The sequence below is a fragment of the Roseburia sp. AF20-18LB genome, assembly GCF_003461185.1.
Taxonomy (GTDB): Bacteria; Bacillota; Clostridia; order Lachnospirales; family Lachnospiraceae; genus Roseburia_C; species Roseburia_C amylophila.
Genome location: NZ_QTWP01000006.1, coordinates 105,481 through 119,262 on the forward strand (window position 1 = coordinate 105,481; position 13,782 = coordinate 119,262).

Sequence of the window (13,782 nt, forward strand, 5' to 3'; positions counted from 1 at the left end):
TGTGCCTTGGCACATTCTCGCGCCTGCGGCGGTCGCTTGCGACATCTACCTTATACGCCGCAGTGCGCATCCTCGCGGAGCGTTTTTTACTTTACAGGAAAGCAATTTCCTGTAAAGCATAGAAAGAACTCCACCCGGCTGGATATTCCAATCGGATGGAGTTCTTTTTTTGCTGTAATGCAAGGACTGATTCAAATTTAAATGATTTTATCTTACCCTGCTTCAGCAGTTTTTATAAACGTTTCATTAATGCTTCTCTTGCTTCTTCATAACCTGGTTTTCCAAGTAATGCGAACATGTTCTTCTTGTAGCTTTCTACACCTGGCTGGTTAAATGGATTTACTCCAAGCAGGTATCCGCTGACACCACATGCAAACTCGAAGAAGTAGAATAATTCTCCTAAGTAGAATTCGTTCTGCTCTGGAATCTTTACCATGAAGTTTGGGACCTGACCATCGGTATGTGCAAGAATGGTTCCGTTCATTGCACTCTTATTTACAAAGTCCATATCTTTTCCAGCAAGATAATTTAATCCGTCTAAGTCAACCGGTTCTTCCTGAATTGTGATATTGTGCTTCGGAGTCTCAACGTTCATAACAGTCTCAAACATAATTCTGGAACCATCCTGAATGAACTGTCCCATAGAATGTAAGTCTGTTGTTAAATCTACAGATGCCGGGAAGATACCCTTCTGGTCTTTTCCTTCACTCTCTCCGAATAACTGTTTCCACCATTCAGATACATAATGAAGACTTGGCTCGTAGTTGCAAAGAATTTCTACTGCTTTGCCTTTTCTTAATAAAATGTTACGAACTGCTGCATACTGTAATGCATCATTCTCTGTGAAATCCTGCTCTAAAGCAAGTTTTCTTCCTTCTGCAGCTCCATCCATTAATTTCTGGATATCTGCACCACTTACTGCGATTGGAAGAAGTCCTACAGCGGTAAGTACGGAGAAACGTCCTCCGACATCATCCGGTACTACAAATGTCTCATATCCTTCTTCATCTGCAAGATGTTTTAATGCTCCCTTTGCTTTATCTGTGGTTGCATAAATTCTCTTTGCAGCTTCTTCTTTACCATATTTCTTCTCTAACTTTTCTTTGAAGATACGGAAAGCGATTGCAGGCTCAGTTGTTGTTCCTGATTTTGAAATAATATTTACGGAGAAATCACGGTCTCCTACTACATCAAGCAGTCCCTGTAAGTAGCTTCCGCTGATGCTGTTTCCTGCATAATAAATCTCAGGAGTCTTACGAACTTCCTTAGAAACATTATTATAAAATCCATGTCTTAAGAATTCGATTGCGGCTCTTGCACCAAGGTAAGAACCACCGATTCCGATTACTACTAACACTTCAGAATCAGACTGAATCTTAGCTGCTGCTTTCTGAATTCTTGCGAACTCTTCCTTATCATAATCTACCGGAAGATCCAGCCAGCCCAAGAAATCATTTCCGGCTCCGGTTTTATCCAATAACTCTTTTTTTGCATTGTCTACAAGTTTGCTCATATAGCCAACTTCTTCTTCACTGATGAAGGAAGCTGCCTTTGAGTAATCAAATGTTACTTTACTCATTTCAAATTCACTCCTTTGTTTTTTCTATACACAATTCCCTAATTATGAATAAAATTTCATTAGAGTTTATTTTATCAAACCTATATGCATTTATCAAGGAAAAATTTCCTTCAAAACAGCATTAAATACCGCTTCTTCCTGCTGTTTTCTCTTCTTTTCAATAGAATCCCGCATCAGTTCTTCCTGTCTCGATACCAATGGTTCTTCTTTTCCACTGTCTTCAGTTAATATGACATTCAGATAATCTTCTACTTTTCCCTGTATCATTTGTAATCTGCGGTCTGTCCGGTTCACTTTAACCAGAACCTGCAGAATTATTATCATTTGTAAGAGCATTCCTGCCAGAATTATGTAATTTGCATATTCATACACCAAATTCATGAAAGCTCCCATTCTTATAACCTCTTTTCCTTTTTCTTTCTATTATAAAAAGGAACATTCCATTTGAAAAGAGGACAACGCCGTGTTTTCGCCGCATCTTTTTCCATTTTTCCCTTTGTTTCTGCGGTCTTCTACAAAAGCTGCTGATATTCTTCCCCATCCAACATATAGCCGGAAAGGCAGCAGCCATATTCTTCATTTACGCTGATAATCCGGTTATAGGACCCAGCCAGCAGAATATCTTTTAGTATCTTCGTATCCATTCGCTCATTGATATTTCCAACCCAATAACGGATACCTTCTCCTTCAAATTTCCACGGAAATTCCGGATTCCATTTTGACACATCGTCATTGCCGGGAATCGATACAATCCGTACCGTCTTTCCATAGCCCCGATAACGTTTTAAAATCTCTTCCATATTTTTGTGCATATCAATATTTCCCAAAAACAGTACGCCCATTCGAAGGGTTCTGCTCTCCCTGGTAAACTGGTTCCGGAGCATTCCATAATCATTTCGCTGGATACATTTTAACATGCATACCGTTCTGCCGGCATCCAGATACGGAGAACAATGATTTTCTCTGCCAAAAGACTGTTCATACATGGCACCATTGATTTTACTTCCGCTTTCTTTTACCTGACCCGGACCTGCATACATAATAACTGCTGCAAATGCTTCCAAACCGTAAGTCTTCTTATATGCCTCTAATAACCGTTGCATTCCCGCCTGATACTGTGTATTTTCCGGATGACGAAGTGCCCTGTCATAGCCTTCTTTCGTATAATATCTTCTGGTAAACTGATATAGTTCCATTACATTCATTCCATATGCAGAAAAATAAAATACCCACTTATTTTTAATGATGCATCCGGCCTTGACCACCGGAATGTATTCCCGTTCCATAATCTTTATCGTTTCTAAATCCTCTGCATCTGCCAGTTCGAAATAATTTCCTTTTCTGGCATTCTGCACTGCGTCCAGGGAACAGGGCGGACAATTTCCATATAATAAATAGACATTTTCCACCCCCATATTCTTTAATGCATGGTAAGGATGCCGGATGAGGCAGGAAAATTCTAATAGTTTTTCCGGTGACATTTCCGGCCCCAATATCCATTGTTCCGGTAATGCCTTCTCTTCCATATCCTGTTCCTCCGATATCCACTGCTCCACCAGCATACGGTGAATCGGTGCTACATAAGGCATAATCACCGTCTGAATCGTCGTATTTTGCAATAGTGCATACAATATACCAAGACAGTCCCTCGTATATTCTCCTACTACCACAAGATCTATCGGTGCACCGGCCAGTCTTCTAATGGTTCTTTTGTCCAAGATACCGATGCCTGTTATATCATTTGTTCTGCTGCTGTCTTTGCTGCTTACACCGTCGTTTATGTTACTGTTCGTAGGATTTCCGGATAAGTATACATAATTCACACTGCAGTCATTCTCCTCGTTATAGATACTGCCTGCCTGAATCATTCCATTTTCCACATTTTCAAATAAGTACCGATAATACAATGCTTTCATTTTCACATACCCCCCGCTTTATTTTCTGGTATTTTTACGATTGTATAAGGTTTTAAATAGAGTTGACTTTTTTTACCAAGAGTATAATATATTATTCAGCAAATCATTTTACATTATAAGTAATCTGATATTAAAGAAAGGATTCTTTTCATGAAAAAAATCGTTTTAACAGGCGGTGGTACCGCCGGTCATGTAACTCCAAACATTGCTCTTTTTCCTGCTTTAAAAGAGGCTGGTTATGAAATCTCTTATATCGGTTCCTATGCCGGCATGGAAAAACAGTTAATTGAAGAGCAGAACATTCCTTATTATGGAATTTCCTCAGGAAAACTCCGTCGTTATAAGGATCTCCGTAATCTCACAGATCCGTTCCGTGTGATCAAAGGCTACGCACAGTCTGTATCTCTTTTAAGAAAAATCAAACCGGACGTTGTCTTTTCGAAAGGTGGATTCGTTTCCGTTCCTGTCGTTCTCGCAGCGAAACGCCTCCGTATTCCTGCTATTATTCATGAATCTGATATGACACCTGGTCTTGCTAATAAAATTGCAATTCCGGCAGCCTGCAAGGTCTGCTGTAATTTCCCGGAAACTGTAGACTATCTTCCAAAGGATAAGGCAGTTCTTACCGGTTCTCCAATCCGCCAGGAACTTTTAAGCGGCGACAAAGAACAGGCTGCCAGACTTTGTGGTTTTACCATGGATAAACCGGTTATCTTAGTAGTCGGTGGAAGCAGCGGTTCCAAATTTATTAATGATGCGGTACGTGGTCTCTTAGATGACCTGCTTGCCAACTATCAGATTATCCATCTCTGTGGGAAAGGAAATATAGATAAATTATATAACAACCGTTCCGGCTATGTCCAGTTTGAATATGCCGGGAAAGAACTTCGGGATATGTTTGCTTTAAGCTCTCTTGTCATTTCCCGTGCCGGTGCAAATGCAATCTGTGAATTACTTGCTCTTCACAAGCCAAATATTCTGATTCCACTGTCTGCTGCTGCAAGCCGTGGTGACCAGATTTTAAATGCCCGCTCTTTTGAAAAACAAGGGTATAGCTATGTAATTGAAGAAGAGAATCTGACCAAAAAAACCTTAGATGCTGCCATTAAGAAAGTCATGACAGAAAAGGAGACTTATATTTCTAATATGAAGTCCAGCCAGCAGTTAGATTCTATTCATACTATTCTTAAGCTCATTGAAGAAGCCAGTGAGAAAAAGAAGAAGAAAGCATAAGTGCAAAAGGTGTAAAGTCCTGATTCTATATAAGACTTTACACCTTTATTTTTTCTTTTTATTTTACTTTTATCATATCCAGAATTTCTTTCATTTCATCATCAGAAAGCTCTAATGGAGTATATTTTAAAATATCATCATTCTTGTCTCCCTTGTATCTTGGAATCAGATGCATATGGAAATGAAATACTGTCTGTCCTGCAGTCTCTTCATTGTTCTGAAGTAAATTGAATCCATCACAGTTTAATTTTTCTTTCATATGAACTGCCATTTTCTTAGCAAGCTTCATTGCTTTTGCTGCTACTTCCTCATCCATTTCATAAAGATTTGCAAAGTGGTCTTTGGGAATAATTAAGGAATGTCCCTTTGTTGCAGGATTGGCATCCATAATGACACGGAATGTATCATCCTCATATACGGTATTTGTCGGAATATCGCCTGCTGCCAGTTTACAAAAAATACAATTATCGTCTTTCATGGTTACTCCTTCTTTCTATTCAAAAATAAAAATCTGATCTAAGGTACGCAATGTCTTAAAGTTTCCTTTTGCAGTCATCTCACCGGTCATAAATGCTCTCTGGAATGTCATTCTGCCAGCTAAAATATTATTCATGACTTCTCCCGTAAGTTTCGCATATACATCTACATTTTCCTGTTGTCCATAATAGCAGTTTAACTCTTCTCCTGCTACTTCGACTACCAATGGTTTCTTTTTCTCTTCAATCATAAAGAGATAGTTCGCCGTGAAATCCCCCTGTGGCACAAAATGGCTTTCTAATTCTGTAATATATTCTGTCTGCGTGTCATTCTGCTGTACACTTAACTTATCCTTAAACATGGACGCTAATTCTTCAATATCTTCTTTCTGTTTCTTTACGTAAGAATCATCTGCCACGTACTGTGATAACTGCTCACTCTCCTGTGGTGTTAAATCCATCTGCTGTGTCCGCAGGATGGTTCTGGTTACCGCCTGATTAGAAGTCGGCAGACTCTTCTGTTTCTGAGAAATTGTACGATAAAGATTTTCTGCTTTTTTCTCAATAATCAGGGAATAGTCATGATTCATTTCAAAGCTTACCAGATCATCTACATAGCCACACATTCCACTGCACGGCAGACCGCCTAAAATTTCCCATGCATTGGACAATGTCAGTTCCCCTTCACGTTCTCCATACGTGGTTGACATAACGATTGGCTGCATATAGGTTGTCTTAATCTTTTCCTTGTCTCCGTAAAGCCAGCAGGAATCCAAAAACTGCTGCATATAACCACCGATTCCAAGCCACTCTACTGTCGTTGCCAGAATGATTCCATCTGCATCCTTTAAGGTCTGCGGCAACGTAGAGATGCTATTCTTGTGCTCGTATATATTATATCGTTCCACACTGACACGAAGCTCTTTTAAAACTTCTTCCATTTTCCCGATTACATATAAAGTAGGATCATCCAGAAGTCCTCTACCACCGTAATATATATTTACTTTCATTTCTGCCTCCGTATCTTAAGTTTTTCATCTTACTTCATTCAATCATATATCAACAGTATATAAATTTTCCGGAATAAAATCAATCCTTTCTGCGATATAGAAGCAGTGACAGAAAAAATCCGCTAATCAGTCCGCCTACATGACACCAGTTGTCCACTCCGGTACTGGTAAATCCATAATATAGGCTCAATGCAATCATAATTACAATTCCTCTGATATTCAGTTCTTCTACCCTTCCTCTGTTGGCAATTATTACCCAGAGTAAAGCTCCAAATACACCAAAAATGGCACCTGAGGCACCTGCTGACACCGTCAGGGTTCCTTTGCCCTGTGTTACCAGAAGTGAAAGCAGATTACCGCACAATCCTGCGCCAAAATAAATGATAAGATAGCGCCACTTTCCTATCAGACGTTCCAGTCTGTCTCCAGTCCAGAATAATACAATCATATTATTTGCAAGATGTGCCAGTCCAAAATGTAAAAACATGGCCGTAAACAGTCTCCACCATTCTCCCTGTCCAAATACATCCGGCAGAAATACTGCGCCATGTTGTTCCATAAAAGCTGCAGATTCCGTATCGCCAAGTGCGCTCAATGACAGAAATACTATGATATTTATCAAAACAATGCCGGCGTTACACCAGGACGGATACTGTTTTATCCTCTGCCACAAAGTAAGACCTCGCTTCTCTTCTGTTCTACGGTAATTATCCGTCTGTGCATACCCCTGTGAAGCATAACCTCTTTGCCTCCCACCACCGGATATCTGTTCCTGTAATGCATCTCTTAATCCATAGAAATCTCCCGGCTGGTTTTCAAAAATCATAAGCTGCCCTGTCTGCTCATTAATAAGCCAGACATTCCGACAGCTGCCACCGAGCATACGTGCCTGTCCTATATCATCTGCAACCAGTAACGTCAGTAACTCCACCTGATAGATTGCCATATTCTGTTCACAACCCGGAATCCTTCCTTCCGGATGAAGAAACAGCTCCTGCAGTTTTTTCTGAATTGCCTGCAATTTTTCTGTTTCCAGTACAAATCCCGGATGCATAAAGATTCCAGCAACCACCTGTGCCCTTCCTTCTGTAAATCTATAGTATACCCCAACCTCTTCCGGCGACACTTTGATAAAGGAATATCCCCGCTCTTTTAAACATGCATCTATTTTCTGAATCAATATAACTTATCCTTCTTCCAGTCTTTTATGAATCTGACAATAACACTTTCAAAAGGCACTGTCAACGAAGGAAATATAACCTTTTTCTTAAAGAAATGTAAACCGCTCACGTCCCAGCTGAATCACATCATTCATGCATAACTGCTCCTTCTCCCGATATGCCAGCATTTTCCCATTGAGCCATGTTCCGTTCATGGAATTTAAATCTTCCACATAATAATCCTCTTTCTCTCTGGTAATGCGGGCATGCATGCGGCTGACTCCCTGTATACATACATTTCCATCTGCCTGCTCACTGCTACCTATGATAAAAGGGAAATACTCCATCCGGATATTCGAAATATCCTCTTTTCCATCATAACGCAGAACTCCTTCCGGAGCCCGCTCCGTTCCAAGATAAACGGTCGGATTTTCCTCCTGCATTTCTTTGTAATCCATAGGTGTACACACGATTGGTTCCTCCTCCTTCTCATGATTTATCTTTCCTGTTAAGAATGCCGGAATCCGGCTGATTGCAGCAATGCATTCCTGCAATTTTTCTTCCATTGCCATATTCCAGCCACGGCTTTGAGCATCCTTCTTATAATATTCATCATCCTTTTCAATTGTATCTATCTCATATTTTTTCCAATACCCCTTCTTTTTCTTTGCAGTTGGCTTTTCCTCCACAGCTGCATCTTTCTTTTCCTGCTCCCATGGCATAATGCCCTTCTGCAATGCCTCTACCTTTTTAGATGAAACAGATTTCTGCCGGACCGGTACATAATCCTCTACATCCTGCTGCCGGTACTGATATAATATCCTTAGGATTTCACCCAAAGAAAATCCTTCTTCTGTTGATTTCTGATATGCCTCATAAGATGCAAGAACCATCTGTTCATCTTCATGATTAATCTTTGCCAGAAGATATTCCATCAGCTTTCGGAATCCTTCTGTAACAGGTTCCTGTCTGCCGGGGCAATAGGTGAAATAGAACTTCTTGGTTCCATTCTCAAGATAAATACTCTCCGGGTCTAATAGAATTCCCTCTTCCTCCAAAAGATATGGCCGGATTTCCTGACAGATTCCCAATAAAGTTTCTAACATTTTTGCAAACATATCTATGGCAAAATCACTGCTCTCCAAAACATGATCCAAAGAACGTTTTCCGGTAATTTCATATCGAAACTGTGTCTCCCCTTCTGAAACTACCGGTTCAAACTGCAATAAATTATGAATATGATTCTGTCGGCACATATGAATCTGATATCCGGAATACGCGGGATCTGATGTAATAAACATATAACTCTGATTCAGATTTCTCTTATAACATATCTCCAATATAAATTTCCTCCATACATTCTATTTTGTTCTTGCTGCTTTCTTCCGCCGCCAGCTTTACCCTGTCATGCAGTTCGTAGCTGACTACAATCAGGGTACAGAATAGTGCCAATATCATTGGCACTATAACTGCTGCCTCTATGGTATAAGAAGCCGGCAGATAACATTTCTTTTTCCATTGTCTTATAAAATCAACAGAATGAGATATGCTGCCAACAGAAACGGAATAAAAGGAATGGTGTCTTTTCGTCTTTTTCTGTGCATGAACAGCAATACCAGTGCATACAGAGAGGACAGGAAAAGTCCTGTCAGAAGCAGACGCATGGTATTGATTCCTCCAATGTAAATTCCCGCTACACAAAGTACCAGTCCATCGCCAATTCCAATAATTCCACCAGACACCAGTGACAGAATAATAACTGCTGCCCCGACGGCAATCCCTCCTAACATGCTGTATAATGACTGGTTTCTCTGCCAGAGATGCAGTAAAATCCCACCAATGCCAAAACACAATACTCTTACGCTTTGTATTTCTTTTTTTCGGATATCTTCGATGGAACATATCCCCAACATTCCAAGTACAGAACATATCGTCACCATCCCCTTATCTCCTTATTATTCGTTATTTGCTAGCTACTACTTACTGCTTATAACCTGCTATCTGCCGTTTCTTTATCTGATACGTTTCTTTATCTGATACATTTATTTCCTCAGGAAGCTTTTCTCTTTTCACATTTTCCACAGGGTGAATGATTTCCCGCTTCTTCCAGCAAAATACGGTATACGGTACGCTTTAACCCACTGCAGGAAAGACTATTGTGCACTGCCTCTCCATATTCTGTTACAAATACTGTTTTGGTATCTTTCTTTCCTATGCGGCATTTTTCGCAATCTTTATATTTCGCCCCGGAGTCATTCCGTAATCCGGATACCGTCTCTTCCGGCACTGCCAGAATGCTCAAATCCAAATAGGTACAGTCCGAAAACCAGTGATAGGATTTCCCTGTCTCTGTAATATAGACATAAGTTCCATCTTCATTTCCACTGCCTGTATAACCAATCCATTTATGCACTTTTGCCCGCTGATCCATGTCATAAGAAAATAGTCCCAATAACTGCAATGGATTTTCAATCCGATAAGATACACATAAATCAATATCATTTCCCATTAATTCAGAACGCCAAAAAGAGAACCCCTTTTCTTCCCCTTCCACATAAATTACCGGTGCCTTCAGTTCTTCTAATTTTCTTTGAAACAGGATTTTTGCTTCTGCAATTGGCACAACAGATTCCAGCCCGCTTTCATGTGTCATATGTGCATGAATGGCACTTTTTCTGGCGGCATATTGCAAGGCATATTCCACATCCTGCTGTAATTCCAATACCCGGAAAAGAAAGATTACCGATAGTATACAGATTACAAACAGTGGCAATGCGATAGCTGCTTCTATTGTCATAGACGCCGTTGTGGAGGCACATAAAGGTGTCTCTTTTCTGTTTGTAGAATTGCTATACAATAGATTTGTATTATCTGGGTTAGAGAGAGTTTTTTTATATTGATTTTTTATTTGAATTCTGAGAAGAGACACCTTTATGCACCCCCTTTCTTCTTTTGTTAATAAACATAGGAAAATGAATTTTTTTCCTGAAAATGATAATCTCCTTTGAAGCCTTCGCCACTTCCAAACCACCCGAAGAACAATGGTTTTGACAGATAACTGCACTGTATTTCCATACTACCAATCATGCAGTCCATCCGAAAATTCTCCCGGTCCGGCAGCAGCCTGACATTCTGCTCCATCAGATTCATTGCCCGATAGGTAAGCTTCTCCTGTCCGGTAAGATATAATAAAATTCTTAAATAATCCCCATAACTTAAACCACTTTCACTGGTCTTACTTTCCTCTTCTTTTGCAAAGGATTCCGACAATGCTCCAACGTCTAATGTCCACTCGGCATTTCCTTTTAAAAAAGGAACCTTGCCACCCTTTAAAAGCGTTTTTACATCTTTTATGCTTTCTGAAAATGCCCATGCCACAAGAATTCCTTCTTCTACCACCTTGACTACCGCCGGATTAGCTGTCCAGCCCGCAGTTACAAGTGCTATGGTATTCGCCAGTGCCGTTTTCTCGGCATCCCCTTTCAAATAAATATAGTTTGCCACCTCACGAATCGCCAGCATGCGTTCTGCAACGCCAGCAAGGTTTGCCACATCAGAATCTTTCCCTGCAATGAGATATTCCATCTCATATTGCAACACTTCCGACTCACTCTGATTTCGGTAATCACTAAACTGCTTCAGTAAATATTCCCGGAAGAAAAGTCCCGTTGTCATATCCTCCTGCTGTGCCTGCCCATTTCCTGTAAAACAGGTTCTCTTTGCAATATCATCGGATAAATCAATGGTCTGTATCGATACCGCTGATACATCTTCTACCACCAGTGACAGGATACTTTTATTCTTAAGTTCTTTTACATAATCCAGTGGATTCTCATTCTTCTGATTTGCGGCATTCCGTTTTGTGTTTCTTTCCAGCCCACTCTGTGTATCGGTCTCCTGAATAGCAGCTTCGAACTTCTTCTCGATGTCTTTATTGTCTTCCGTCAGTCCCTTTGCTTCTGTTGCCTTTTCATATAATTTTTCAATGGCAGCAATTCCCATGGTACGCTTTACATAATCTGCTGCCTGCCTTCGAAATTCAGCTCCCGCATCATCGGTTGCCATCGTATAATTCGTAATATAGCAGTTCTCTAACTGCATCTCATAAAGATTGGTATATGACATTTTTAAGAATCCCGGCTTCGCCCTAAGGTTCTCTTCTCCAAGTTCCTGCAATGACTGTTCCAGACTGCTAAGTTCCGGCTCTCCTTTCCTGCCTGCCTCCAGAAAATAGAGATGATACTGCTCAAAAAGTGCGGTATCATACTCTGCCATTTTGGATTCCAGCAAAAGCTCCGTTTCCATTTTGCTCTGCGCCTCTAATCCATAGAGGCGTGCAGATTCCAGCAGAGTAAATACCAGACTTAAAATCATCGTCAATGCAAGGCTTAAAAACAATGTAATACTCCCTTTTTCCCTTGCTCTTTCCATTTTCTACAAAGAACCGGTCCGCTGGGTAATTGTCGAAAAGATACTGTTTAAAAGAACCGTCAGTTTTGATTTAAAAATAACAATCAGTCCAATCAGAACCACCAGAATCAGAACCACTTCCACAACACCTACTCCATCTTCCTCTTTTAAAAACCGGGTCAGACTTCCTTTTATTCTTTTTACAACGTTCATTGGATTTGTCCGTTTTACATTTACTACACCTTTCATGTTCTTTCCTCCTTTATTTACCTATTGTTTTAGTTACCTGTTATCTGCTTACAGCCGAAGCCTGCCACCGACAGCTTCTTACAACTGCCTGGTAACTTATATGTGCATGGTCATACATGCAGGCACAACAAGAATGACCATAATCACCACCATCATCATTAGCATGGGAAACAATAATTTTGTTCCTGCTTCCTCTCCCAGTCGCTGCGCCATAGTCTTTCGCTGGGAAAATGCATCCTCTGATTCTTTTGCAAGAATTCTGCCGATTCCTACCGTTCCCTTCTTGAGATTCTGTGTCAGAATAGATGCAAACCTGCGATAGGATGCCAGCCCGCATCGTTCTCCAAACCGCTCATATGCCAGGCTTTCCCCCATTCCATCCTCTAACTCTCTTCTGGTAAGCAGCATTTCCTCGTAACCGGCACGTTTTGGTAGTCTTTGCTTCTTCCGTTTACTCTCATATGTATCTGTCAGCTTCTTCCACGCCTGACGCAATGACATACCGGCTTCTAATAATAATCCCAATCGACTAACCATTTCCGGATAATCTTTTACCAATTCCTCTTCCCAACGTTTTTTTGCATCCTGTTGTTCCTTTTTCTCACTCCATAGAATCACTACTGCTGCAAATATCCCCAGAAAAAGGAAAATAACCAACGTCTCCTCAGTTTCTTCTTCCCAGCGAAGTGCTACACCATCCATATTCTGTGGCAGCTCCACTTCTTTTTCTTCTGCATTTTGATTGTAAAGATATTGTTCTATCTTTTTCCCCAGATTGGTTTCATTCTGGTTTTCTGAAGGATAAAGACAGATAGGAAAGGAATACTCTGCCTGATTTTTTCCATTCGATAAAATTGCGGTAGCATTCACCACCTGTCCCGGCAAAAGATTTTCTTCCTCTATATTTCCCTGTAAATGAATCCAAATATCCGGTTCCAGCTTCCATTCCACAGAAATGAGACCATTTTTAACACGTTCGCATAAAACCACCTGTCCACTGACATGGTCTGCCTGCTGCCCGTTTCGAAATACTTCTTCTGCTTCTTTTTCTGCCTCCGGCAATATCTCTTTCCATTCCGCTGCTGTTAAAGTACGTTCCTGCAGATTTAATACAATCTGCCCTTTTTCCCCACTATCTTCTTCTATATAATTTAAAGATTCCTGATAGTCTCCTTCCCCCGGTTCATTTCTTATTAAACAGTTCTCCTTAAAATGAGATTCCTGCTTTTGCATCCACTCCGCTGCAATTCCCAATAAAACTGCTGCCAGAAGTACCAGAGTTGCCAGCTTTTTCTTTTGCTTCTTCATTTGCTTTAACATATACTTTCTCCAATACGTCTTACGATTTTCTCTGACCAAAGATATGCCAGTCCATAGAGAATAAGACACCCTGTCATAATCAGCACCCCCGCCACATTCCCATACAATGCTTCCAAAAAGCTTCCCGATGTCACATTGACAAATGCCAGTATAAATAAGGGAATTACATTCATTACCTTCTGTTCCATCTTCCTTGCTGTCAATGCTGTCTCTATGGTTTCCTGCAATTCCATCCGGTCTGCCATCTGCCGAACTGTATTTCCCATAATTGCAGTAAAATCCCCGCCGCTCCGCTTGGCATAAGAAAAAATTCCCGCAAACTGCTCTACATCCTCTATCCGGCTCCGCTCTGCAAAATCCTCTAACAGCTGCTCCAATGGCACATTACAGTCCATCTGGTGTATCATCTGGCGCATTTCCACCGCCATA

14 protein-coding genes are annotated in these 13,782 nt (G+C 40.7%); 1 reads left to right on the forward strand and 13 read right to left on the reverse strand.

The window, feature by feature from the left end:
- Positions 1-232: 232 nt before the first annotated feature.
- The 3 genes from DWX65_RS11385 to DWX65_RS11395 form a co-directional block, all read right to left on the reverse strand.
- Entirely contained in the window at positions 233-1,579 is a 1,347-nt protein-coding gene (locus DWX65_RS11385; protein ID WP_117947310.1) for a glucose-6-phosphate isomerase, read from the reverse strand.
- A 93-nt stretch (positions 1,580-1,672) separates the two neighbouring features.
- A complete protein-coding gene (locus tag DWX65_RS11390; RefSeq protein WP_147339163.1) occupies positions 1,673-1,960 on the reverse strand; it encodes a hypothetical protein in 288 nt (95 codons plus the stop codon).
- Between the two features lie 131 nt (positions 1,961-2,091).
- Positions 2,092-3,495, reverse strand: coding sequence for a hypothetical protein (locus DWX65_RS11395; RefSeq protein WP_118088018.1), 1,404 nt, complete (start codon positions 3,493-3,495; stop codon positions 2,092-2,094).
- 150 nt (positions 3,496-3,645) lie between these two features.
- Between DWX65_RS11395 and DWX65_RS11400 the strand changes: the two genes are divergently transcribed.
- A complete protein-coding gene (locus DWX65_RS11400; RefSeq protein WP_118173468.1) occupies positions 3,646-4,728 on the forward strand; it encodes an undecaprenyldiphospho-muramoylpentapeptide beta-N-acetylglucosaminyltransferase in 1,083 nt (360 codons plus the stop codon).
- A 58-nt stretch (positions 4,729-4,786) separates the two neighbouring features.
- On the opposite strand, the gene DWX65_RS11405 is transcribed toward DWX65_RS11400, so the two are convergent.
- The 10 genes from DWX65_RS11405 to DWX65_RS11445 all read right to left on the reverse strand — a co-directional run bounded on the left by DWX65_RS11405 (position 4,787) and on the right by DWX65_RS11445 (position 13,353).
- Positions 4,787-5,206 carry an HIT family protein gene (locus tag DWX65_RS11405; protein WP_022242880.1) on the reverse strand — a complete coding sequence of 140 codons (420 nt, stop codon included), beginning with the start codon at positions 5,204-5,206 and terminating at the stop codon, positions 4,787-4,789.
- 15 nt (positions 5,207-5,221) lie between these two features.
- Entirely contained in the window at positions 5,222-6,214 is a 993-nt protein-coding gene (locus DWX65_RS11410; RefSeq protein WP_117698112.1) for an SCP2 sterol-binding domain-containing protein, read from the reverse strand.
- Positions 6,215-6,293: 79 nt separating this feature from the next.
- Entirely contained in the window at positions 6,294-7,394 is a 1,101-nt protein-coding gene (locus DWX65_RS15630) for a rhomboid family intramembrane serine protease (protein WP_330414815.1), read from the reverse strand.
- An 87-nt stretch (positions 7,395-7,481) separates the two neighbouring features.
- On the reverse strand, positions 7,482-8,714 hold the full coding sequence (locus DWX65_RS11420) for a DUF6382 domain-containing protein (RefSeq protein ID WP_117698111.1): 1,233 nt from the start codon (positions 8,712-8,714) through the stop codon (positions 7,482-7,484).
- The gene (locus tag DWX65_RS15535; protein ID WP_256385713.1) at positions 8,698-8,832 is read right to left on the reverse strand and encodes a hypothetical protein; all 135 of its coding nucleotides are present in this window, start codon (positions 8,830-8,832) and stop codon (positions 8,698-8,700) included. Before DWX65_RS15535 ends, DWX65_RS11420 begins: the two co-directional genes overlap by 17 nt.
- A 65-nt stretch (positions 8,833-8,897) precedes the next feature.
- Positions 8,898-9,314, reverse strand: a complete 417-nt coding sequence (locus DWX65_RS11425) for a prepilin peptidase (RefSeq protein WP_022242876.1) — start codon at positions 9,312-9,314, stop codon at positions 8,898-8,900.
- A 110-nt stretch (positions 9,315-9,424) separates the two neighbouring features.
- Complete coding sequence (locus DWX65_RS11430) at positions 9,425-10,171, reverse strand: TadE family protein (protein ID WP_118088016.1); 747 nt, start codon at positions 10,169-10,171, stop codon at positions 9,425-9,427.
- A 158-nt stretch (positions 10,172-10,329) separates the two neighbouring features.
- The gene (locus tag DWX65_RS11435) at positions 10,330-11,805 is read right to left on the reverse strand and encodes a DUF5702 domain-containing protein (protein ID WP_147339164.1); all 1,476 of its coding nucleotides are present in this window, start codon (positions 11,803-11,805) and stop codon (positions 10,330-10,332) included.
- Positions 11,806-11,808: 3 nt separating this feature from the next.
- Positions 11,809-12,033: a Flp1 family type IVb pilin gene (locus tag DWX65_RS11440; protein ID WP_022242873.1), complete on the reverse strand. Its 225-nt coding sequence runs from the start codon at positions 12,031-12,033 to the stop codon at positions 11,809-11,811.
- A 96-nt stretch (positions 12,034-12,129) separates the two neighbouring features.
- Positions 12,130-13,353: a type II secretion system F family protein gene (locus DWX65_RS11445; protein ID WP_118173470.1), complete on the reverse strand. Its 1,224-nt coding sequence runs from the start codon at positions 13,351-13,353 to the stop codon at positions 12,130-12,132.
- Between the last annotated feature and the right edge of the window lie 429 nt (positions 13,354-13,782).